This is a genomic window from Peribacillus sp. FSL E2-0159, assembly GCF_038643155.1.
GTDB classification, from domain to species: domain Bacteria; phylum Bacillota; class Bacilli; order Bacillales; family DSM-1321; genus Peribacillus; species Peribacillus simplex.
Genome location: NZ_CP152053.1, coordinates 2,494,291 through 2,518,211, shown reverse-complemented (window position 1 = coordinate 2,518,211; position 23,921 = coordinate 2,494,291). Strand labels below are relative to the sequence as shown.

Below are 23,921 nucleotides of genomic sequence, written 5' to 3'. Positions count from 1 at the left end.
ACTCCTGTGTACTCGTCAATAAGTATTCAAGATTTTATTGTGGTTTCTCAGTAAGGTTCTAGTACCCCTTCTTACTGAGAAACCCTGAAACCCTTCTAAAAACGTATTTTATTAACTTTTTAGCGCTCTATAAAGTTACTTTGTTTCCTGTCGTATTACTTAGGTGATATTCGGCAACTTCTTGTTTAATCATAAACAAGTACGCCACAAACCCAAGAGTGGCTGCTACAATCAACATGGCAATGGAGGGACCAAAATCACCGCCAGACAAATCTCGGCTCCACCCCATAATATAGCTTGAAAATCCACCCATAATATTTGTGAACCCCATTAAACCGGCTGCACGGCCCGCTGTTTCAGGTGTTGAAAATTTGATGATGAAGAAATTGGTTAGATGAAACATTCCTCCCTGAGTTCCCATGGCGAGCCCCATGGAAACGCCTGCAAAAATTGGATTTGGTGCAATGACAGCGATTGTCAAAAATACAGCTGTTAGTATGAAAAGAATCGTCGCAAGCAAACTCGGGCGCTTCGTTTTGTCCGCCAGAAATCCGCCAGCCAGGACAAATCCAAGCGCGAATAGCCAAGATAATGAAGTAATACCAGTCATTGCTTCCCTTTCAAAGCCTTTGGCCTCAACGAGATATGTAGGAAGCCAAATACTGATTCCAAAGAAAAGAAAGGACGACATCAAATTGCCAAACCAGACAACCCAATAACGATAATCCTTTGCGAAGAATTGCTTCGACTGCACATCATCCGCTTCGTCTTTTTGGCGAATATAGGAGACTTCTTCTTTACTCATGCGTGGATGTTCTTCCGGTGTATTACGAGTCAAAAACAGGAACATTGGAATATTTATAAACAAGTTAAAGGCGGCGAGAGCAAAGAATGCGGCCTGCCAATGAAATGTTGAAATGATTAGAATGAGCATAACGGTACCCACTGCCGGGCCAAGGTAGTTTCCAGTAATCCAGAATGACTGTGCCCTGCCAAGCTCTCGTTTATTAAACCAATTCGAAATGAATTTACCCGATATCGGGATCATCATACCTTCCCCTATTCCGAGGATGACTCTACTAATTAAAAACATTTCGTATGAAGTGGACAGCCCTCCCATGACCATTGTCGCTGTCCATACCAGTAAACCTAAAACTGCTGTTTTCCGTGCCCCTAACTTGTCGATAATAACTCCCCAAAAAATGTTGGAACAAGAGTATGAAATCATGAATATAAAGGAGATCAAGCCAATTTTCGCATTTTTATCCGGTCCAGTTAAACCAAGATCACTTAAAAAACCCGGATCGGTTTGGATAACAGAGATACCTACTTTATCAATCTGACCGAAAAACCAGAAGAAAAAAATAGGAATCGCAATGTACAACCATCTTTTTTGACCTTGTAACATGTTATTTCCCCCTTATAATAGGCTCATTTGAATGCGCTTTCATGATTTTCGATAAAGAAATGTCTATCAAACTATCATACTTCACCAACTCCTCCTTTCAAAAGATGACAGCAAACATTGTTTTATATAACAAACAATGTTACCGATATTTAATGTTATATTGAATTTTCATAATAGTCAATAATATTCAGGTTAATATTTTTCCAACAGAAAAAGTGGTTTTATATACAAAACTAAATAAGGTATTGTTTCGATAAAAAAACGAAACAATACCTTCTCTTCATTAACTTTCTCTGTATCACATAAAACCGGATAACGTTTCTGCAAATTCTCGAGCCTTAGGTAATGCAACTCAATAATTATTTTTGAAACTTCATTAACCGAAGCGAGAAAATGTCCAACATGCAAAAAAAACGGAGATGCTATGGACTGAGATTTGCTAGGTCTAGAGTCCCTTCAAGTAAAAGGTTTTAACCGGGGACAGTATGGCGGTTTCTCCATAGAAGATTAACATGTATCGCTGTCCAACATCCAACTTATGTTGCGGCTTGAACCGGAATTCCACAATCCCTTCGATAGGTAACCCAAAATAGAAGAATGATTCTTCACTATATCCGCTCACTCATTGGCTTTCTTTTATAACTATTCTTTATAAATATATAAAAATTAACTATTTTTATTATTTATCACTCAATGTTAGCCTTTTGTTATACGATATTTGAAAGGATGAGAGATGAATGACTATACAATATTCTCAGTTCACAGTATTCGGATTGGGTCCCATCGGAATTGAAATTCTACGCAGTGCTTACCAAACCAATCCACAATCGATTATCGGTGTTGTCGATATTGATCCCGATAAGGTAGGAAAAGATATTGGCTTACTAATCAATGAAAAAGAAACGAACAAGTATGTAGTCTCCCATATACAAGAAGTAAATACTGAAGCTGACCACCCTATCGCCCTACATGCAACCCGTTCTAACGCACAACAAGTATGGCCCCAAATCAAAGAGCTTTTAGATCACGGCTTTTCAGTGGTTTCCACCTGTGAACAGCTCTCTTTCCCCTGGCATCGCTACCCTCTACTTGCAAAAGGAATAGATGATTATGCTAAAGCAAAAGGACTTAGTGTCATTGGGACCGGAATCAACCCTGGGTACATCATGGATACTATGGCCATTTCTTTTACAACAATATTGACCATGGTTAACCACATTAAGGTCAATCGTAAAGTTGATGTTTCGAAAAGGCGCCTCCCCTTACAAAAAAAGGTCGGAATCGGGATGACCCGAGAAGAGTTTGAATATCTAGCTGAACGGAATAAAATTGGGCATGTAGGTCTTGAGGAGTCTGTCAGGTTAATCGCTTATGGGCTGAATTGGAAACTATCAAGTGTAAACAATACCATTGAACCAACGATTGCAAGCGAAAATATGACCGTTCCGCTAACTACCTTAAAACCAGGGGATGTTATGGGGCTTCATCAAATTTCCACGGGCAAGACTGAGGACGGAAAGGAAATTACCTTGGATTTAACGATGTCCGCAGGAATTAAACAGGAAGATGAAATCGTTATTGAGGGGAACGAAACCCAAAGGTTGATTGTTCCAAACGGCATCTTTGGAGATACCGCAACCGCTGCAATGATTATCAATACCGCTAAGCAAATTGATGCCCTTCGTAAACCAGGTTTACTTACAATGGCTGACATCGGGGTGCCGAGAAATATAAATCAATCTGACTTTGTGCGTATTTAATGGCGAACCAACAATCTTGAGTACAAGTCTTACGATATCAGAAAAGGTGAACCCCGAATGGTTCCCCTTTTCGATTTGGCTCTGTATTTACTCGAAGATCAAGAACGGCAAAAAACCACCATAAGCAGTGGCTTTACTTCCTATATGTAGGAATTGACTATCTTATGTACGTTATCTTATTTCAGGAAAATTTTTTCCGAGAATGACATGATTTTTCTATTTTCATTAATGTGTGTGTACTAACAAAAATCTCGGCAACTTTTCAAGCTCTAAAAGCTTATTTTATAAGAATAATTACAAAAAATGAAAAATAAAGTCGGAAACCAACTATAAAAAACTGTTACTGATGTAGCAAAGCTTCTTGAATAATGATGTAGTTCATTTATTATTAAGAATAATAAATAAAACCTCATTTACACACGTTACGCATAACCTTACCTGTCCCTTTAGTCGCAGCAACCTCCCTTATTGAAGTAACCCCCCTGTTAACTACCAACTGGACCCACTTAAGAACCCGGTTCTGGTGCAAAAACTTCAAGACAATTGCAATTAATCTCTAAATCTTGGACATACTAATACTATTACTCTAAAAAAGGTGTGTGATCATCAGTATGTCCAAGGAAAATTTATTTAAATGGAAACATTATCAACCAGAAATTACTCTTCTCACTGTCAGATGGTACCTACGGTACAACCTTAGTTTTCGTAATTTTGAAGAAATGATGGGGGAACGTGGCCTATCAATGGCTCATACAACGATATGCGTTGGGTACATCATTATGGACCTGATTTAGATAAGAGGATTCGTCGTCATCTCAAGCAGACCAATGACTCGTGGAGAGTAGATGAAACATACATAAAAGTAAAAGGACAATGGATGTATTTGTATCGTGCAGTCGATTCAGATGGGAATACGATTGATTTTTATCTAAGTGAATTAAGAGATAAACAAGCTGCCAAGCGCTTTTTTAAGAAAGCCTTGGCTGCTTGCCATTCTACAACTCCACGTGTGATTACGGTTGATAAGAACCCATTTTATCCTGTAGCGATTCAAGAGTTAAAAGAAGAAAAAAGTATGCCAGAAGGCATACGAGTACGACAAATACAGTATCTGAACAACATTGTGGAACAAGATCATCGTTTTATAAAAAAACGGGTTCGTTCTATGTTGGGATTGAAATCGTTTCGAACAGCCACGTATATTTTGAGTGGTATCGAAGCTATGCATATGGTTAAAAAAGATCAACCTCATCAACGGGCAAAGTCTGACCAAAATGAGGTTGAATTCATTCATAAGTTGTTCGGAGTAGCTGCTTAATCCCAAAGTTAACAGGATATTACAATTCTATAATTCTATTGCATCATTATAGCACCAGAACCATATTTTTTGATAAGAGCATTTTACAAAGGAACTATTCAGGATAAATATATTGGTATCTAGAGATTTAATGTACCGCCATCAATTACGATCGTTTCACCTGTAATGAAGGAAGACTCATCGGAAGCTAGGAATAAAAGGGTATTTGCGATTTCCTCAGGCTTTCCGATTCGATTTAATACATTGGCAGTAGATAAAATTGGCCATTTTTTTGTTTGTTTCCAATCTTCCACCATATTTGTATCAATAATACCTGGAGCAATCGCATTCACACGAATATTCTTTTTTCCAAATTCCGTTGCTGCTGTTTTTGTAAGAGCAATGACACTACTTTTTGAAGCTGAATAAGCGGCAACCAGCTTTTGGCCTTTGATTCCTGCGATACTAGCAGTATTTACGATGGAACCTCCCGACTCCATCTTTGGAATTGCAAATTTCATTCCCAGAAATACACCAGTTGTGTTGATATCAAATACTTCCTGCCACTCTTCTAGCGTAACATCCGGTATTTTTTTCTCATCACTTTTTACACCTGCATTGTTTAATAGGATGTCAAGTTTGCCAAATGTATCAACTGCTTTTTGGACCATGTGTTCTACATCTTCTGGTTTAGTCATATTTACACGAACAAACTCTGCTTCTCCGCCACTTTTCTTTATTAACTGAACGGTTTTAATCCCCTCTTCTTCTCCTAAATCTGCAACCAGGACCCGGGCACCTTCTTTTGCAAATCGAATAGCGGCAGCTCTTCCTATTCCACCGCCACCGCCAGTAATAATTGCTACTTTATTTTCTAAACGCATCAAATCACCCATTTCTATTTTTTTACTCCTTTTAATTTAAATTAAGTCTGTGTTAAAGCTAATTGTTGATTTTGCACACTCTGTTGATTGGAGCGTAAGGCACGAGACTCCTGCGGGAAAATCAGTTCTTGGGAGACCCCCACAGACTTAGTACTTGAGGAGGCTCCTGGGCCGCCCGCTCGGCGCTGTGTACCTGGAGCGGAAATCAACAGACTTGTTTAACACAGCCTAAATTAAAAAGAAGGTGAATCCTTACCATGGTAATACACCCCTGGAGTAGTAGAATGCATACTGCATTAAATTTGCGACGGCTTGATTCATATTTGAAAATCTCTCATCACTTGTCTGCCCATTGAAGTAACGGATATAAATTTGTTGGGCAATAACAGCCATTTTAAAATACGAGAATGTAAGATAAAAATGGATACTTGAGATATCGCGACCACTTTTATTCGCATAATCCTCTAAAAATTCCTCGCGAGTGAAGAAACCCTCTTTTACGGTTATAGATCTACCTAAGGCATTTTTTAATTCTTCAGAGTCTCCATCTTCCACCCAATAACTTAAGGCAACGCCAACATCTGCAAGCGGGTCACCGATTGTGGTCATTTCCCAATCAAATAACCCTGTAATTCTATCAAAAACCTCTGAAAACATCGTATTGTTTAATTTGTAATCATAATGAATGACGGTCGGTTTTGGTGAGACTGGGATATTTTTTAACAACCATGTAGTTAACTCCTCAACACCGGATATCTTGTCCGTTTTAGCGTGTTCATACCGTTTAATCCAGCCTGCAACTTGACGCTCCATAAAACCATTCGGCTGAGAAATGTTTAGTAATTCAGTTTTAGTGTAATCAACCTGATGTAGTTCTACCAATTTATCTACCATATGTTCAGAAATTTTTCTTCCTAATTCCTTATCATAATGAAGATGTAGAGGAAACTCTTTATCTAATAATATCCCTTTCCTTCTTTCCATGATAAAAAAAGGGCTGCCAACGATTGAATGATTATTCGAAAAGATATACGGTTTAGGTGCGGTCGGAAATAATGGGTGTAAATTAGATAAAATAGTATATTCTCTTTCCATATCATGGGCTTTCTTTGCAACAGGCCCATGCGGTGGCCTGCGCAACACTGCCTCCCATTCCCCAATCCTTAATAAATAGGTGAGATTGGAATGACCTGCACCAAATTGCTCAATCTCTAAATCTCCTATTGGCGCTTCCACTATATTTTCACGAATAAATTTCTGAAGAATCTCCTCATTGAGTTCCTCGCCTTTTCGAACCGCAATCGTATCACGAAAGGATACATTCATTTTTCTTAACTCCTTTCACAAAGCAGCAAAAAATTCATATAGTGAGAGCCTATCTCCCACTACTTCAACATCCGCAATAGAATCAAAACTGGTTGTTAGTTTACGGTATAGGACTGATTAACGGACTGTGGCAAAATCGGCTGTTTGATATTTTTGCAGCTCTAATCTAGCAATTTGACGACGATGAACTTCATCAGGACCGTCCGCAATTCTTAACGTACGAGCATTGGCCCAATGATAAGCAAGAGTGAAATCCTCACTAACACCTGCTGCACCAAAGGCTTGGATGGCGCGATCAAGTACGCGCAGAGCCATATTTGGAGCAACTACTTTAATCATGGCGATTTCAGTCTTTGCTTCTTTATTTCCAACCGTGTCCATCATATAAGCTGCTTTCAATGTCAATAAACGTGCTTGTTCTATTTCAATTCGAGAATCGGCAATCCACTCTTGAACAACGCCTTGTTCAGCAATTTTTTTACCAAAAGCGGATCGGCTTTGTACACGCTTGGTAAGGTCTTCAAGCGCACGCTCAGCTAGACCAATTAATCTCATACAGTGATGAATACGACCTGGCCCAAGTCGGCCTTGGGCAATAGCAAATCCTTTGCCTTCTTCCCAAAGCATATTTTCAGCAGGCACACGAACATTTTCATAGACAATTTCCGCGTGTCCATGCGGTGCATCATCGTACCCAAATACTGGTAATATTCGTTCAATCTTAACACCCGGTGTATTCAATGGAACAAGAATCATAGACTGTTGTTCATGTCTAACAGCGGTTGGGTCATTTTTCCCCATAACAATGGCAATCTTGCAACGTGGGTCTCCAGCACCAGAAGACCACCATTTCCTTCCATTTACTACATATTCATCGCCATCTCTTTCAATTATTGTTTCAATATTGGTCGCATCACTAGAAGCCACATCCGGCTCTGTCATCGAAAAACAAGAACGGATTTCTCCAGCTAGAAGAGGTTCAAGCCACTGTTTTCTTTGCGCTTCAGTACCATAACGAACGAGAACTTCCATGTTGCCTGTATCTGGTGCACTACAATTAAAAACTTCCGGTCCGATAACGGATCTGCCCATGATTTCACATAGTGGAGCGTATTCCAGGTTGGTTAAACCGGAACCATGTTCACTTTCCGGCAAAAACAAGTTCCATAATCCTTCTGCTTTCGCCTTTTTTTTGAGTTCTTCCATAATTGGAGGAACATCAGACCAGCGTGTTTTCTGTTGATTTAATTGTTCCTTATAATACTTTTCATTTGGATAAACATGCTCTTCCATAAAATTGATTACTCTTTCCTGTAACTTAACTACCTTTTCGCTGTAAGAAAAATTCATATTACTCAGCTCCTATTTCTATTATTTTTTTTCATTACTACCTTCTACTTATGGTAAAACTACTAATTTTCCATAGGTTTGACGATCAGCCAGTACATCTAATGCCGAAGGAACATCCTTAAAATCATATTCACGGTAAATTAAAGGCTTAATCAACCCTTGTTCATAGAGACTCATTAAATCTTCGTGGATTTCAACTGCCTTTTCTGGATGTAATCTGCGGAACAAACCCCAATGAACGCCGACAATAGAATAGTTTTTAATCAAGGCATGATTCGCTGGAGCATCTGGAATCCGGCCCCCGGCAAACCCAATGACCAAAAGGCGACCATCAAAGGCGATACATTTTCTCGAACGATCAAACACATCGCCGCCAACAGGATCATAAATGACATCTACCCCACGTCCATCTGTTTCCTTTTTCACGATAGCAACAAAATCTTCAGTCAGATAATCGATGGCAATATCGGCTCCAAGATCTTTACATAATTGAACCTTTTCAGGTCCACCAGCGGTTGCAATAATTTTCGCTCCTCTTGCCTTGCCAAGCTGAATGGCAGCCGATCCTACGCCGCCAGCTCCTGCATGAACCAATAGGACCTCTCCTTTTTGAATGTTGGCACGGTTATATAAAGCATAAAAAGAAGTTTGGTAGGTAATAAACATCGATGCAGCTTCACTTGGGGACAATGAATCTGAGATGACATAGACGGACTCTTCTGGAACACTGACCCATTCTGATAATCCGCCTTTTGGTAATGAAGGAGTTGCTACTACACGCTGCCCTACCTTGAACCGGCTTCCTTCGCCCACTGCGCGGATAATCCCTGCAATCTCTGCACCTGGAGTAAATGGAGTCGGCGGCTTTTCTTGATATTTACCTTGACAGAGTAAGATGTCAAAAAAATTAAGGGAGGAAGCTTCCACTTGAATTAATAGTTTCCCATCTTCAACGGAAGGTACCGGTAATTCTTTCAACTCTAATACATCACTAGGGTCACCTAATTTATTAACAATCCAACTTTTCATCTTAAAAACTTCCTCCTCATATAGATAACTGTTATCTCTCAAATTGCTATGTTATTTAGCGCTCAAACTAAATTGATTTCTTTCCAGGAAATTGGTTGTTGTTTCCCCAGACTGGAATGCTGGATGTAACGTCAGCTCCTTTAGGAATAAAACATTTGTTTTGATCCCCTCGACATGATAGGAGTCTAATGCTGAATGAAGTCGTTCAATCGCTTCCTCACGAGTATCCGCAGTTACGATTAATTTAGCAATCATAGGATCATAGTAGGGAGTGACGACCGAATTCTCTTCCACCCCCAATTCATGTCGGATATGCGGACCATCTGGATACTTAATTTTGTTATCTTTCCAGGTGATGGGAAGAATGTTTTTGGGTCTTCCGCATAAATACGAACTTCGATTGCATGGCCATTTATCTTAATTTCTGATTGGGTGATTCCTAATGGTTCACCGGATGCGATTCTTAATTGTTTTTCTACTAAATCAATTCCAGTGATCTCCTCGGTAATAGGGTGCTCCACCTGTAATCTGGTGTTCATCTCGAGAAAATAAAAGTTCTTTTCAAAGTCTACTAAAAACTCAATGGTACCAGCATTACTATAACCTAATGATTTAGCTGCCCTAACAGCAGCCTCTCCCATTTTCTTGCGTGTTGCTTCATCTAAAAACGGAGATGGCGCTTCCTCTAAAACCTTTTGATGACGGCGTTGAATGGAACATTCTCTTTCCCATAAGTACACCGTATTTCCGAATTTATCGGCTAAAATTTGAATCTCGATATAACGAGGGTTTTGGATATACTTTTCGAGATACATAGCACCGTCACCGAAAAAGTTTCTCGCACGAGTCTGGTTCCCAGCATATGACTTTCGAAGTTCTTCAGCATTATTCACGAGCTGCATTCCAATTCCCCCGCCACCTGCAGAAGCTTTTAGCATCACAGGAAAGCCCATTTCATTGGCAACAAGGACTGCTTCTTCAACATTTTCCAGAGGATAACGAATACCTGGAACAATCGGTACTCCAGCCTTTTCCATTGCTATACGAGATTCAATCTTACTGCCCATTTGCTCAATGACCTTTGGATTTGGTCCAATAAAGGTAATTCCCGCTTCCTCACATCTTCTTGCAAAAACCGCATTTTCCGAAAGCAATCCGTATCCTGGATGAATCGCTTCCGCTTTTGTCTCAAGAGCAATTCTAATGATTTTATCCATATTTAGGTAGCTTTCGTTAACTCGCGGTCCTCCAATAGAATAGGCTTCATCCGCCCTTTGCACATGAAGGGCTTCCGCATCTGCCTCGGAGTAAATAGCTACCGTTTGTATATTCATAGCTTTACAAGTACGTATAATTCGGAGGGCTATCTCTCCTCGATTGGCAATAAGAATTTTCTTAAACATATTTCCTCTCCTTTCTCTGCAATTTTTATACGGCCTGTTTCATTACTATTTATGGGCAAAAACAGGCTTTCTTTTTTCAATAAATGCAGAAACACCTTCTTTAACATCCTCTGTCAAAAATACTTCTTCAAAAAGTTCAGCTTCCCTTTCGATTCCAGCAAAAAACTCCATATTTGTTCCCTCATCAACCGCTTTCTTTATGCGGGATAATGCTTGAAGGGAATATCCGCAAATTTGCTTGGCCAAAATCATTGCCTCGTTCATTCCTTGTCCTGATTCAACCACTTTGTTTACTAAGCCGATTTTTTCAGCTTCGTGAGCAGTAATAGGGTTACCAACAAACATAAGCTCCTTTGCTTTTGCTTCCCCTATGATTCTAGGAAGCCGCTGGGTACCTCCGCCGCCTGGAAAGATTCCTAATTTTATTTCAGGCAATCCTAGCTGAGCATGTTCTTCAGCGATCCGGATATCACAGGTAATGGCAAGTTCACATCCTCCACCGAAGGTCAGCCCATTTAATACAGCAATTGTTGGCTTTGGAAGAAAATCGATTTGGTTAAAGACAGCGTGCTGCTCCAATACCCGTTCCTTCATGCCTGTTTGGCCGATTGATTGTGGAAATTCTTTAATATCAGCACCCGCCATGAACGCACGGCTTCCAGCACCGGTCAAGATTACTACTACAACCTCAGAATCATTGGCAAGATCATCAAAGGTTGTTTTTAACTCATTTGTTACCTGGTTGCTTAAAACATTTAATGGCGGATTGTCAATCGTTACGATAGCAATATTGTCACTCTTTTCTAATTTCACTAATTGATTATTCACTTTACCTTCACCCCTGCTCCCTTATATTCATACCAGCCCTTACCAGTTTTTCTTCCAAGTGTCCCAGCATTCACTTTTTCTTCTAAACTTACTGGAGGTTTATCTTCAATATTTCCTGTTTCTTTGTATTTTTCTTCAAGTGCATAATAACCAACATCGATTCCAGATAAATCCATTAGTTCAAATGGCCCTAACGGGTGATTTAGTGACTTTTTGACAATGATATCAATGTCTTTATAATCACAAATTCCTTCCTCATATAGCTTAAGCGCCTCTTTGTTAAGAGCGAAAAGCAGACGATTTGCTACAAATCCCCATGTTTCCTTACGCAGCAATACACCTGTCCGCTTAATCTTTTCACACACTGCCAATGTGACATCAGCGGTTTCCTGAGAAGTTGTATCACTCATCACCACTTCCACACAATCCATGACTAAAGCAGGGAAGAAGAAATGCATATTACAAACTTTTTCTGGTCTAGAAGTGACATCCGCAATTTTTGAACTTGCAATGGTAGAGCTATTAGAAGCCAATATAGCGTGTGCTGGAGCCAATCGATCAACAGCAGCAAACAGATTCCGCTTTACATCCAGCTTTTCAACGACAGCCTCAATAACAAAGTCTGTATTTCTCACAGCCTCTTCTAAATTAGTAGTATAAGATAAACGTGCGAATGCTTCCTCTAAAGCTTCCTTACTAATCTTGCCTTTTTGGATCCACTTACCCATTTGAAATTCAAGGTTTTCCTTCGCCTTTTCCAAAGCCGGTTCCTGAATATCATAGATGGTTGTCGAGAAGCCGCCTAATGCACATAACATGGCAATTTGATGGCCCATGGATCCCGCACCTAATACCGCAATATCTTTTACATCATGTAGATCCATTTATTACACTCCTCGTTAAATACTAAATGGTTAGTATGTTACTGGTGTTCAAAAAATCAATAAGCCAACCTTTTCTTATCCTTCTCGTTCAATCAGGGTAGCAATACCTTGGCCGCCGCCAATGCAAGCCGTAATAATTGCAGTACGTTTATTGGTTCGTTGTAATTCATAGATTGCTTTGGTCATTAATATAGCTCCAGTTGCACCCAGTGGGTGGCCATGTGCAATTGCACCACCATTTACATTTAGTTTTTCTTCGTTGATTTCCAACTCTCGATTGCAGGCAATAACCTGTGAAGCAAACGCTTCGTTCAGTTCAACCAAATCAATATCATTTATCGTTAAACCTGTCCGCTTAAGTAGCTTTCTCACTGCTGGTACTGGACCAATTCCCATAATGTTTGGATCCACACCACTTACGGCATAATCACGAATGACTGCCAGAGGCTTTAATCCTAATTCAGATGCCTTTTCGCGGGACATCACAACTAAAGCGCTTGCTGCATCATTAAGTCCCGAACTACTTCCAGCGGTAACCGTACCACCTTCTAGAAAAGCTGGTGCAAGTTTTGCTAAACCTTCGAGAGTGGTATTTGGTCTTGGATGCTCATCGACTGAAAATGTGATTGGCTCCCCTTTTCTAACCGGAATATCAATTGGAACAATTTGTTCTTTATAGAAATCTTGTTCCATGGCTGCTGCCATTCTTTGTTGACTTCTAAATGAATACGCATCTTGTTCTTCTCGAGTAATGTTATATTTTTTAACAAGATTTTCAGCCGTGATCCCCATTGGCGGATCCCCAATTTCCTTTGGTGAAAGTTGTGATGACCGAAATCTTGGCGGTACTGGACTATACGCTTTTGTTGCTCGATCCATTAAATAGGGAGCGAGGCTCATACTTTCTGTTCCGCCAGCGACGTAGATGTCTCCTGCACCCGATTTGATCGCTTGTGCAACTATGTTAACTGCATTAATGCCTGAACCACACTGACGATCAATGGTTAATCCAGGAATTTCAAGAGATAACCCTGTCTGTAAAGCTGTTAATCTAGCAATATTTCCTCCGCCGCTTAACACATTTCCAAAAATAACATCGTCAATTTGATCCGCGTTTACGCCTGCTCTTCTTAACGCTTCCTTCAAAACCACTGCACCAAATTCGTGGGCATTCAGGCTGGCTAATGCACCACCCTGCCTTCCAATCGGAGTCCTTACCGCTGAAACAATCACTGCATCTCTATTAGACAATTTTTTTCCTCCCTATACCTTCTTCTATTTGTATTCGTAATTCCCTCTTTTAAATACCTGTCGGCCAGTTTGCTAATCTTCTTTCACTCATCGATCCATTTTTCACAACCGCAAACTCTAGCGTTTTACAAAGAAAGCTTCGAGTATCCCTTGGATCAATAACATCGTCAATAAGGTGTTTTCCTGCCGCTTTGTACGGAGAACTATCGAATGCCCACTTTTCAAGAAGCTCTTTTCGAACTTCCTTAGCATTTTCCAGCCCCTCTAACTGCCGGCCATATACAACATTGATTCCCACTTCTGGTCCCGTGAAGTTAATCTCCGCGGTGGGCCATGCAACAACAAAATCCGCACCCATTGTGGGTCCACACATGTTTCCATAAGCAGCACCCACACTTTTTCGAATAATAACCGATATTTTCGGAACGGTTGAATGAGCGAGCGCTTGGTTCCAGACCATAATTTTGGTTGGTATTTTTTGCTTTTCAGCTTCATTGCTTATTCTGAATCCAGGGGTATCATGTAAAAAAATCATTGGAATATTATAGGAATCACATAAACAAATAAAGTCAGTGGCTTTTTCGCATTCCTGTACGCCAGATGCGCCCGCGTATTTCATGGGCTGACTGGCAACAATTCCAACTGATCTGCCGTTCATTCTGGCAAAAACCGTTAAAAGTGCAGGGCCATAAAACTCCTTATACTCAAAGAATTGACGATCATCGACGATTTCGGTGATGATTTTCTTCATATCATAGGCTCTATTTGTTTTGTTTGGTAAAATATCCAACAATTTGTCTACTTTTCGGTAAGGATCATCATTGGTTTCTTTATAGGGAGTTTCCATTGTTGCATTTAACGGCATATAGCTGAAGAACTCTTTCATCTGTGCAATACACTCTTCCTCTGTATTACCGAATGCATCTACCTGACCTGTCTCTAAGGCATGGACCTTCCAACCGCCTAATTCTTCTGTAGATACCTGCTGACCAGTAGCCATCTCAATCATTCGCGGACCAGCAACGGCCATACAAGTTCCTTTTAGCTGAGTGACAAAATCAGAAGAAACGGCCATCCATGTTGGACCTCCAAAGCTATCACCTAGAATACTTGTGATTGAAGGAACCTGTCTGCTATGTGTCAGCATTTCCTGTGGAAAAAGTTTATCGCTGATTCCGTCTGATCCCATACCATCAGGCATTCTAAGCCCTCCGCCTTCATGGAGGAAGAACATAGGTAAACCGCGCTTTAACGCATACTCATGGATGGTTTTCGCTTTTCGCATGTGAACGGCACCTTCTGTCCCAGCAAACACCGTTTTATCACCTGCCTGTACCACAATTGGTCTTCCATCTACTTTGGCAATTCCAACAATAAGTCCATCACCGGCACTTTTATGCTCTAAACCGGGTATGTCAGAATGATTGAGCATGCCAACTTCCATGAAAGAATCCGGATCAACCAGAAGATTAATCCTTTCTCTCGCAGTATAATAGCCTGCTTCATGTTGACGCTTAATTTTCTCTATGCCGCCATTTAGTAAAGCATGCTCTTTCCTTTCGATTAAATCGTCAACTGAATCTTTTACGATGTCCTTTACTTGATCGGTCATGTCAGACTTCCTTTCTTTCAGGTTCTTTAAGTAGTCTTCTTAACACTTTACCTGAACTAGTTGCAGGCAGCTGTTGTAAGAATTCTACATATTTAGGAGACTTATAGACTGCCATTTTCTCTTTCGCCCATATAACCATTTCTTCTTCTGAAATCCTTCCAACATAATCCGGATTTAGTACAATAAAGGCTTTTATGCTTTCCCCTCTTTTTTCATCTGGTACTCCAATTACTGCACTTTGAAGGATTCCTGGATGCTCATTTAGCAAAGCTTCTACATCTTCAGGGAAAACACTATAACCTGAACTTTTAATCATCTCTTTAATACGCCCATGAAAGAATAAATAACCATCCTCATCCACACTTCCAATATCACCCGTATGAACCCATCCATCTCTCAGCGTCTCGGCTGTGGCATCTGGTCGATTTAAATAACCTTTAAATACAGCAGGATTCTTGATGACAATTTCACCTTTCTCACCAGGAACGGCAATTTCGCCTGTTTCTGTATTGATAATTTTGAGATAAGTTTCAAAAGTAGGAATTCCACAGCTTCCCCATTTAATTTGGTCTTCCGGCATAAAGGTATCACATGTATGTGTTTCACTTAATCCATAGGATGCTTCATGCATTATGCATCCTTTCGTGACTTGCTTCCACTTATTTGCTAATTGTTCGGTAACAGGGACTCCAAAACTAGTCGCTAAATTCTTCTTTAGGGAAGTTAAATCTCTTTGTTCAATTCCCGGTATGTTCAAAATCGCGACATTCATTGGAACGATACTATACCACGCCGTGATCTTATATTGTTCAATGGCATCAATGGTTGTCATAGGGTCAAACCTGGTTAAAAGGTTACACTGACACCCAGTATATACTGGAATATTCACTCCCATAACCATCCCGGCGATATGGCATAGTGGGGCAATCGATAAAAAACGTTCACTAGAATCATATTGATTGCCTTGAATCGACGCAGCGGTTTTAAAAAGTCCACTGCCATACGGTAACATCGCAGCTTTCGGTCTTCCTGTTGTTCCTGATGTAAAAACCATTAATCCGATATCATTCCAAAGGTCGATTTCAACATGATTAGAAAATGGTTCATTTTCACTTAAGATTCGGTTGAAATCATATGAGTCATTAAACAGATCTTTTTCAAGTGTTAAGTCCTGGGGTAATGACAATGTTGGTTCCTCCGGCAGGTAATCAGCATAATTAGTCGTAACAACAAAATCGATAGACGGAGTTTTCGTCCGAACATTTTCAATACGACGATATAGTTCCTGACCTACTACAATTGCTTTTACATTTGCCTCATTTATCAAATATTCAAGTTCAGATTCTTTGTACATAGGGTTTAAAGGAACGACAATTCCTCCAAGCCGCTGAATTCCGTAGTGGGCAATGATATACTGAGGGCAATTTTGCATAAATAAGGAAATACAATCCCCTTTTTCCACACCTTGGCCCGCTAGGAATTGAGCAAATTTATCTACGGATTCATCAACTTCTTTCCACACTAAATCCTTCCCATAGAACGAGTAGGCAAGCTGATCGGGTTTATCAATGGCATTTTGTTTTACATACTCATGCAGGGGTCTTTGCCCGAGTCTATACGTTAATGTTTTTGAGACTTCTTTAGGCCAGCTTTTTTGCAATAGTTCTTTCATTCTCTTATACCTCCATGACCAATTTTTCCTTCGGCAAAAAAGTGATTCTTTTCTCTTTAAAAGAATTAATTGGAAGGTTGTAATTTCAACTGTGACATAAGTTCCTCTCTTAACTTATATTTTTCTATTTTATTAGTAGGCGTCCTAGGTAATTCATAGGCGAAACGAATATACTTTGGCCACATGTATTTAGGAAGCTTATCCTTAACCCAATCCTTTAATTCTTCCTCGTTCAATGAGGAACCAGTCTTCTTTACTGTATAGATAGCTACATCGTCTTCATCCCCAACCTCCGCAGGAACTGGAAAAGCTGCAGTAAGTTCAATTTCAGGATGTCCGTTAATAATATCTTCCAATTGATAGGATGAAATTTTTTCGCCACGACAGCGAATGACGCCTCCGAGCCGGTCAACGAAATAATAATTTCCATCTTCACCTAGGTATCCAGCATCACCCGTATGAAACCAAAGGTTTTTAAAGGATTTTACTGTGGATTCAGGTTTATTTAAATATTCAGATAATATCAGATGTGGCAAACGTGGCCGTATAGCCAGTTGGCCAACCTGACCAACAGGAACCTCTAAATCATGATCATCAAGTATAGCGATTTCAAAGTAAGCGGGTGGAGTTCCCATAAATCCTTTTTTCAACTCCTGGTTCCCGTTTAGAATTGGGATCTTGTTAAGCTTGCATTGAGCAATGATTTCCTCCCGTGAAAGACCCTTATAAAGAGACACCGGTGTACCCTCACCCTCTTCTATCTCGAGGATAATACTGATCAAAGGGTTACCTGATTCCGTTTGCCCAAAACCAGCCGTAACGATATCAAAGCCAAATCTGTTTGCAATTTCGTTATGATATTTGGGTAGTGGCTGCATATGCACCTTGTTTAATGTATTATTTCGATCATTTTCGTTCGGTGTGGCGTTCATCAACCAAGGAATCATAACATCAAGTAACGTTACCATAGTTGCTCCAGTTTTATTTATCCTGCTCCAAAATTGATGAGGGCTGAATTTATCCCATAGTGCAACCGTACAGCCTTCATAAGCAGCTTTTGCAATATTAAAAAAGGCACCGCCAACATGATAAAGTGGGAGATCATTATAAATGACATCATCAGATGAAATCATTTGCCTACTGCCAACGGTATAACCATTAATCCACCGGTGTGATTGAACGACACCTTTTGCTGGCCCAGTTGTTCCAGACGTATAAATGATATTAGCGGTATCCCAATAATTCAATTCAACATCAAGATTACTAGTATCCCCTCGCAACAAACGTTCGAGAGAAGCTTCATTGTAATTTACATCCAGCGAAATATCGGTAAGTTCCGCAATAAAGTCATGATCACCATCCATCGGATTATGGACAATGGTGGTCATTTCGCCGACTTCTGTAGAAATTTCATTTAATATTGGAACCATCAGTCGCTCCGTAATGAGCATTTTGGGCTGTGAATCTTTCAGTTGATAGCTCAAAAGCTTGCCCCGATAGTTAAAATTGATCGGACTAAAAACTGCTCCACATTTCCAAATTCCGAACATGACCATCGTTGAAATCAGTGGATTCTTTAAAAAAACAGCTATTCTGTCCCCTTTTTGGATTCCTTTTGATAACAAAGAATGGCCAATACTATTTGTTAAATGATTGAATTTTTGATACGAAATCCGTTTCTCATCTTCGCCATAGTAAAGAAATGTTTTTTCTCCTGCAACTTCCGACCAGTATTCCAAACTTTTCGTAACGACTTCTTCCGGAAAAGCTCCTTCCATTAATGGATTCAACATACTTCCCCTCCTTTTTCTATATTAGGGTCTCATTCCATGACTTGAAGGTCCAAGCATTTGCGGAAGAAGTGCGTAAGCATCCTTAACCCATTCACATAAAAGTGGTCGGGTATCTCGAGGATCGATAATTTCTTCCACGCCGAAAGCCTCAGCTGTCCGTATTGGTGACCTAACGGATTCCATCCGTTCTAGTATTTCCGCTAATAGCTCCTTTGGATTGTCACTTGCCTCTAGTTCTCGGCGATAAGCAACCTGGACACCACCCTCAAGCGGGAGTGAACCCCAATCTCCAGAAGGCCACGCGTAGCGTATATTTAAACCGTGTCCATTGGTCATGCCGGCCCCTCCTACTCCAAAAGCACGACGCATAATAATTTCTATCAACGGAACTTTCGTCTGGTAGATAGCCGCTATAGCGCGAGTCCCTTTACGAATGGTTCCCTTCAATTCATTTGGGAGTCCAATTACCATTCCAGGCTGGTCGACTAAATTGATAATCGGCAAATGAAAGGTTTGGCAAAGGTCTACAAATCTTTCAATTTTTTCTGAGCTCTCTGCTGTCATACCGCCGCCATTTACATACGTATCCGAAGCTAATACCCCAACTGGATATCCGTCAAGCCGAGCAAAACATGTAAGAGTGCCCCCGCCATAATAACGCCCCATTTCAAAGACTGAGTCTGCATCGAAAATCATCGGCAGGATTTCCCTAATTTTATAAGGAGATCTTCTGTTTCTAGGAATGACTGAAATTAAACGCTCTTCTCTACGAAGTGGATTGTCTTCGCTTTTTTCAACAGGGGGCATTTGCCACACACTTGATGGCAGATACGATAAAAATCTACGAGTTTGTTCAAATGCGTCTTCTTCTGAACTAGCAATATTATCGATAGCTCCACTGGAACGATGAACTTGAATTCCACCTAATTCTTCTTTCGTCAAATCCTGTCCCATGCCATATTTAACAACAGGAGGACCTGCAACAAATAATTGTGCAGTTTCCTCTACCATAATAGAAAAGTGGGAAGCGACAACCCTTGCAGCTCCAAGGCCTGCTACAGAACCCAAACACAAGCCCACAACAGGAATACGTTCCATATTCGCAACGACCAAATCCCAAGCAGGATTGACTGGAACATATGTATGACCCGCGGTATCTAGAAATTTAACACTTCCTCCACCACCAGTACCATCAACGAGTCGGATTAAGGGTAACTGCAAATCATGGGCCATACGTTCTGCATAGATTTGTTTTCCCATAATTGCACCATCAGCTGCGCCGCCTCGAACAGTAAAATCGTCCCCGCCGACTACAACCTTACACCCATTAATCCGTCCGGTTCCCAATAAGAAATTTGCCGGGGTAAATTCTATCAATTCCCCATTTTCATTGTATTTCGTTTTTCCCGTAATAGCACCGGTTTCATGAAAAGAGTTATCGTCTAGTAAACTAGCAATTCTATCCCTGACAGTTAGTTTACCTCGGGATTTATGCTTTGCAACCCGTTCCTCGCCGCCCATTTGTTTTGCTAATTCTTCACGGCGGCGTATTTCCTGAATTTCAGTTTCCCACGTCATTCATAAATCCTCCCTTTGTAATCTTCAGTCATTATTTCTAAATTATCCATGATAGAGGCAGGCTACCCATCTTCCTTCCGATACTTGCTCAAGAGGCGGATCTTCTCTTCTACAACGCTCATCCGCCAGCGGACAACGAGTATGGAATCTGCAGCCTACTGGTGGATTAGAAGGACTTGGAAGATCCCCACTTAGAATGATTCGTTCTCTATCACGAATAGATGGATCGGGTTCTGGTACTGCTGAAATCAGTGCTTCTGTATAGGGATGAAGTGGATGCTCAAACAACTGATTAGTTTCTGAAACTTCCATTACTTTTCCTAAATACATCACGATAATCCGATCACTGATATGTTTTACCGCTTGTAATCCATGCGCAATAAATATATAAGATAAGCCCATATCTTCTTGGATATCCTTTAACAGGTTTAATATTTGAGCTTGTATGGATACATCTAATGCTGAAACAGGTTCATCACAAACGATCAGTTTTGGATTTAAGGCTAAAGCCCGGGCAATTCCGATTCTTTGACGTTGACCGCCAGAGAATTCTTCCGGATAACGGGCACCATGAGCTGAAGTCAGCCCCACTTTTTCAAGGAGTTCATCCACCCGTTTCTGTCTATCACTTTTTGTTCCAATTTTATGAAGTACGAGTGGTTCAGCGATAATGTTGGCAACGGTCATCCTCGGATTGAGGGAGGAATAGGGGTCCTGGAAGATCATTTGAATATTTTTTCCTAACTCCTTCTTATTCCTTCCTTTGGATAACAGGGAGCTTCCTTCAAATTTCACATCTCCTGATGTCGGTTCAAGTAAACCTACAACCATTCTACCAAGTGTCGATTTTCCACAACCGGATTCACCAACAAGACCAACCGTTTCACCTTGACGGACATTAAGGCTAATTCCATCAACCGCCTTCAACCATTTGTCTTTCTTACCAAATAAACCGTTCCCGATAGGATAATATTTTTTTACATCATTAATGGAAATTAATGGTTCATGCATGAATGGTCACCTCTTCTGTTTGTTGCTCTACCATATTCCAACATGCTGCCTGGCTCTTGGTTCCAGTCTTAGTAAGCTTCGGGGCATGATGAAGACACTTTTTCGTTGCACTGCTGCATCGAGTATAAAAATTACAACCAGCCGGAAGTTCAAGTGGGTTAGGTACCGCTCCTGGAATCGTATGGAGATACTTTTCTGAAGCACCTCTCAATTTAGGTACGCTTTCTAACAATCCTTTTGTATAAGGATGCTGCGGATTTTGGAAAAGAGAATTAACATCTCCTTCCTCAACGATTTCCCCACAGTACATAACTAGTACTCGGTCGGCCATCTCTGCGACCACCCCTAAATCATGGGTAATCATCAGGATAGAAATATTTGTCTCTTTTTGAAGCTGACGCATGACGTTTAATATCTGTGCTTGAATGGTTACATCGAGAGCTGTCGTGGGTTCGTCTGCAATGAGTAAAGATGGGTTGCATGCAAGAGCAATCGTAATCATAATTCTCTGCCGCATACCTCCGGACAACTGATGTGGATAGTCGAGTAGTCTACTTTCAGGATCAGGAATTCCGACTTTGGATAGCAAATTAATGACCGTTTTTTTTGCCGTATTATAACTGACGCCCTGATGAATCTGGATTGATTCGGCAATTTGTTTACCAATCGGGTGAAGTGGATTGAGGGAAGACATCGGATCTTGGAAAATCATCGAAATTTCGTTTCCTCGTATCTTTTTCAATTGTCTTTTCTTCATTTTCAGCAAATTTTCGCCTTTATAGTTAATCATACTATCTTTGCTATATTTGATAGATGGAGCATTCAAACCCATGATGGATAATGCTGTAACGCTTTTTCCACTCCCAGATTCTCCAACTAAAGCAACAATCTCTCCTTTTCCAATGGAAAAGGAAATATTGTTAACAGGAGTTATTTCACCCTTTCGTGTTGGGATATACGAATAAAGATTTTTTACTTCTAAAATTGGTTCAAAAGTTTCTCTCAATTCAATACCCCCTAAGTTCTTTTCATTTTAGGATCAATCGCAATGCGTATCCCGTCACCAAAAAAGTTTCCTGCTAAAACCGAAATCAGGATGGCTACACCAGGGAAAACCATCATTAATGGGTTCACAAAAATCATACTGTATGCTTGTTGAAGCATGCCGCCCCAGCTGACTTGAGGAGATTGCGCTCCCATGCCGAGAAAGCTTAAGGAAGCTTCCACGATAATCGCTAAACTGAAGCTAAAGGATGCCTGAACAATTATGGGCGATAAGATATTAGGGTTTATATGTTTAACCATAATCCACAATGGTCCAGCCCCTGAAATTTTAGCTGCTTCCACATAAGGTTCGCGTCTTATCTGAAGCGTTTGCCCTCTTGCTAAACGAGCAAATTGCGGGGTGAAAATAATTCCAATTGCAATCATTGCATTCATTAAACTAACGCCCAACGCTCCTGTAATTCCTAAAGCAAGAAGAATAGCAGGGAAAGATAATATAGCATCTACAACTCTCATAAAGATGTCATCCACAATACCACCAAGATAACCGGATAAAATCCCTAACGGTACCCCGACAACAAGGGGAATAAGAATTGCCACCAAGCCTGCTTGGATAGCTGCCTGTGATCCCATGAGTACACGGCTGAAAATATCCCTTCCCAATTCATCAGTTCCAAACCAATGAGTTCCATTTGGCACCAACATGATTTTCGCTAAATCCTGTGCTTCAGGATCAAATGGAACAATAAAACGAGCAAATAGCGATAAAAACACTAAAAAGAGTAGATAAATTAAACTGGCAAATGCGAGTCTTTCATTAACTAATCGTTGGAATACCAAACGGAAATGCATCTATTATCCTCCTTCTCAATCAAATTCGATCCTCGGATCCAAAATACTATAGACAACATCGGTCACGAAATTGATCACAAGGACCAACATGACCATCACAAGTACAACACCTTGAAGCATTGGGAAGTCCCTTTGCAAAATTGAGTTCACAGCCAGCTGGCCCATACCAGGAATGGCAAACACCGTTTCTATTACAACCGTTGCACCGAGCATATTCCCAAATAAGAGTCCTATAGTTGTAATGACAGGTAGTAAAGAATTTCGTAAGGCATGCTTCCAAATCACTAGCCAAAGTACTAACCCTTTGGAATAAGCAGTTCGAATATAGTCTGTATCGAGTACTTCAAGAAGGGAGGATCTCAATTGCCGAGTAATTTGTGCAGAACCAAAAGCCCCTAAACAAATGGCAGGAAGAATAATCATTTGGAAATAACCGCTGGGACTATCAAAAAAACTAGTGAAACCTGTGGCCGGCAGCCACCCTAGATTAACACTGAATACGACGATTAACAGCATCGCCAGCCAGAAGTTGGGGACAGCGGTGCCAAGGATACCAACAAATCTAGCAACATAGTCAATCCAACTATTTGGTTTAATAATAGAAGCAATCGCAAAAAACATTCCGAAAAGAAAGGAAATAAGGAGGGCAGCGATAACAAGTTGAAAAGTAATGCCAAGCCTTAAAAATACTGCTTCACTAACAATTTCTCCTGTAAATAGTGATCGGCCCAAATCACCTTGTATGGCATTGACTAGCCAGTTCCAATACTGAATCAGTACAGGTTGATCCAAACCCAGTTGACTTCTCACCAGGGCAAGTTTTTCTTCTGTTGCATTATCACCAAGAAGGGCAAGTGCAGGATCCCCCGGAATGATCAGAATCAGGGAAAAGACAATCAGAGTTGTTACGATTAACATTGGGATTACATACATCAACCGTCGAAGTAAAAATTTAAAAAACATTTGCCTCTCCCCACT

18 protein-coding genes and 1 pseudogene are annotated in these 23,921 nt (G+C 40.5%); 2 read left to right on the top strand and 17 right to left on the bottom strand.

What is annotated here, in order from left to right:
- Positions 1-127: 127 nt before the first annotated feature.
- Positions 128-1,408, bottom strand: a complete 1,281-nt coding sequence (locus tag NYE63_RS12375) for an MFS transporter (protein ID WP_342605361.1) — start codon at positions 1,406-1,408, stop codon at positions 128-130.
- A 737-nt stretch (positions 1,409-2,145) separates the two neighbouring features.
- Here NYE63_RS12375 and NYE63_RS12370 point away from each other — a divergent pair.
- On the top strand, positions 2,146-3,168 hold the full coding sequence (locus tag NYE63_RS12370; protein WP_342605360.1) for a hypothetical protein: 1,023 nt from the start codon (positions 2,146-2,148) through the stop codon (positions 3,166-3,168).
- A gap of 611 nt (positions 3,169-3,779) precedes the next feature.
- Positions 3,780-4,486, top strand: a protein-coding gene (locus NYE63_RS12365; protein WP_342605359.1) for an IS6 family transposase whose coding sequence is annotated in 2 segments (ribosomal slippage) — positions 3,780-3,930 and positions 3,930-4,486 — 708 coding nt in all. Because the reading frame shifts where the segments join, the coding sequence is not laid out codon by codon here.
- A gap of 119 nt (positions 4,487-4,605) precedes the next feature.
- Here the strand turns inward: NYE63_RS12365 and NYE63_RS12360 are convergent.
- The 16 genes and pseudogenes from NYE63_RS12360 to NYE63_RS12285 all read right to left on the bottom strand — a co-directional run bounded on the left by NYE63_RS12360 (position 4,606) and on the right by NYE63_RS12285 (position 23,906).
- A complete protein-coding gene (locus NYE63_RS12360; protein WP_342605744.1) occupies positions 4,606-5,349 on the bottom strand; it encodes an SDR family oxidoreductase in 744 nt (247 codons plus the stop codon).
- A 252-nt stretch (positions 5,350-5,601) separates the two neighbouring features.
- Positions 5,602-6,675: a phosphotransferase family protein gene (locus tag NYE63_RS12355; protein WP_342605358.1), complete on the bottom strand. Its 1,074-nt coding sequence runs from the start codon at positions 6,673-6,675 to the stop codon at positions 5,602-5,604.
- Between the two features lie 117 nt (positions 6,676-6,792).
- Entirely contained in the window at positions 6,793-8,025 is a 1,233-nt protein-coding gene (locus NYE63_RS12350) for an acyl-CoA dehydrogenase (protein WP_342605357.1), read from the bottom strand.
- 48 nt (positions 8,026-8,073) lie between these two features.
- The gene (locus NYE63_RS12345) at positions 8,074-9,054 is read right to left on the bottom strand and encodes an NADPH:quinone oxidoreductase family protein (RefSeq protein WP_342605356.1); all 981 of its coding nucleotides are present in this window, start codon (positions 9,052-9,054) and stop codon (positions 8,074-8,076) included.
- A gap of 51 nt (positions 9,055-9,105) precedes the next feature.
- Positions 9,106-10,457, bottom strand: a pseudogene (locus tag NYE63_RS12340) (acetyl-CoA carboxylase biotin carboxylase subunit).
- Between the two features lie 45 nt (positions 10,458-10,502).
- Positions 10,503-11,285, bottom strand: a complete 783-nt coding sequence (locus NYE63_RS12335; protein WP_342605355.1) for an enoyl-CoA hydratase — start codon at positions 11,283-11,285, stop codon at positions 10,503-10,505.
- Positions 11,282-12,169 (bottom strand): 3-hydroxyacyl-CoA dehydrogenase family protein, encoded by an 888-nt coding sequence (locus tag NYE63_RS12330; RefSeq protein WP_342605354.1) that lies wholly within the window; start codon positions 12,167-12,169, stop codon positions 11,282-11,284. The genes NYE63_RS12335 and NYE63_RS12330 overlap by 4 nt, the downstream gene beginning before the upstream one ends.
- A 75-nt stretch (positions 12,170-12,244) precedes the next feature.
- A complete protein-coding gene (locus tag NYE63_RS12325) occupies positions 12,245-13,420 on the bottom strand; it encodes a thiolase family protein (protein ID WP_342605353.1) in 1,176 nt (391 codons plus the stop codon).
- Positions 13,421-13,469: 49 nt separating this feature from the next.
- The gene (locus NYE63_RS12320) at positions 13,470-15,032 is read right to left on the bottom strand and encodes a carboxyl transferase domain-containing protein (RefSeq protein ID WP_342605352.1); all 1,563 of its coding nucleotides are present in this window, start codon (positions 15,030-15,032) and stop codon (positions 13,470-13,472) included.
- 1 nt (position 15,033) lies between these two features.
- Complete coding sequence (locus tag NYE63_RS12315) at positions 15,034-16,704, bottom strand: AMP-binding protein (RefSeq protein WP_342605351.1); 1,671 nt, start codon at positions 16,702-16,704, stop codon at positions 15,034-15,036.
- Between the two features lie 65 nt (positions 16,705-16,769).
- Positions 16,770-18,497, bottom strand: a complete 1,728-nt coding sequence (locus NYE63_RS12310) for an AMP-binding protein (RefSeq protein ID WP_342605350.1) — start codon at positions 18,495-18,497, stop codon at positions 16,770-16,772.
- Between the two features lie 21 nt (positions 18,498-18,518).
- Entirely contained in the window at positions 18,519-20,075 is a 1,557-nt protein-coding gene (locus tag NYE63_RS12305; RefSeq protein WP_342605349.1) for a carboxyl transferase domain-containing protein, read from the bottom strand.
- 42 nt (positions 20,076-20,117) lie between these two features.
- On the bottom strand, positions 20,118-21,086 hold the full coding sequence (locus NYE63_RS12300) for a dipeptide ABC transporter ATP-binding protein (protein ID WP_342605348.1): 969 nt from the start codon (positions 21,084-21,086) through the stop codon (positions 20,118-20,120).
- Complete coding sequence (locus NYE63_RS12295) at positions 21,079-22,092, bottom strand: ABC transporter ATP-binding protein (RefSeq protein WP_342605347.1); 1,014 nt, start codon at positions 22,090-22,092, stop codon at positions 21,079-21,081. Before NYE63_RS12295 ends, NYE63_RS12300 begins: the two co-directional genes overlap by 8 nt.
- Before the next feature lie 11 nt (positions 22,093-22,103).
- Complete coding sequence (locus NYE63_RS12290; RefSeq protein ID WP_342605346.1) at positions 22,104-22,943, bottom strand: ABC transporter permease; 840 nt, start codon at positions 22,941-22,943, stop codon at positions 22,104-22,106.
- A 15-nt stretch (positions 22,944-22,958) separates the two neighbouring features.
- Positions 22,959-23,906, bottom strand: a complete 948-nt coding sequence (locus tag NYE63_RS12285; protein WP_342605345.1) for an ABC transporter permease — start codon at positions 23,904-23,906, stop codon at positions 22,959-22,961.
- Positions 23,907-23,921 lie beyond the last annotated feature (15 nt).

Excerpts from the sequence above, each read along its gene's own strand:
- NYE63_RS12375 (WP_342605361.1), bottom strand. The coding sequence starts at position 1,408 with ATGTTACAAGGTCAAAAAAGATGGTTGTACATTGCGATTCCTATTTTT.
- NYE63_RS12370 (WP_342605360.1), top strand. The coding sequence starts at position 2,146 with ATGACTATACAATATTCTCAGTTCACAGTATTCGGATTGGGTCCCATC.
- NYE63_RS12360 (WP_342605744.1), bottom strand. The coding sequence starts at position 5,349 with ATGCGTTTAGAAAATAAAGTAGCAATTATTACTGGCGGTGGCGGTGGA.
- NYE63_RS12355 (WP_342605358.1), bottom strand. The coding sequence starts at position 6,675 with ATGAATGTATCCTTTCGTGATACGATTGCGGTTCGAAAAGGCGAGGAA.
- NYE63_RS12350 (WP_342605357.1), bottom strand. The coding sequence starts at position 8,025 with ATGAATTTTTCTTACAGCGAAAAGGTAGTTAAGTTACAGGAAAGAGTA.
- NYE63_RS12345 (WP_342605356.1), bottom strand. The coding sequence starts at position 9,054 with ATGAAAAGTTGGATTGTTAATAAATTAGGTGACCCTAGTGATGTATTA.
- NYE63_RS12330 (WP_342605354.1), bottom strand. The coding sequence starts at position 12,169 with ATGGATCTACATGATGTAAAAGATATTGCGGTATTAGGTGCGGGATCC.
- NYE63_RS12320 (WP_342605352.1), bottom strand. The coding sequence starts at position 15,032 with ATGACCGATCAAGTAAAGGACATCGTAAAAGATTCAGTTGACGATTTA.
- NYE63_RS12315 (WP_342605351.1), bottom strand. The coding sequence starts at position 16,704 with ATGAAAGAACTATTGCAAAAAAGCTGGCCTAAAGAAGTCTCAAAAACA.
- NYE63_RS12310 (WP_342605350.1), bottom strand. The coding sequence starts at position 18,497 with ATGTTGAATCCATTAATGGAAGGAGCTTTTCCGGAAGAAGTCGTTACG.
- NYE63_RS12305 (WP_342605349.1), bottom strand. The coding sequence starts at position 20,075 with ATGACGTGGGAAACTGAAATTCAGGAAATACGCCGCCGTGAAGAATTA.
- NYE63_RS12300 (WP_342605348.1), bottom strand. The coding sequence starts at position 21,086 with ATGCATGAACCATTAATTTCCATTAATGATGTAAAAAAATATTATCCT.
- NYE63_RS12290 (WP_342605346.1), bottom strand. The coding sequence starts at position 22,943 with ATGCATTTCCGTTTGGTATTCCAACGATTAGTTAATGAAAGACTCGCA.
- NYE63_RS12285 (WP_342605345.1), bottom strand. The coding sequence starts at position 23,906 with ATGTTTTTTAAATTTTTACTTCGACGGTTGATGTATGTAATCCCAATG.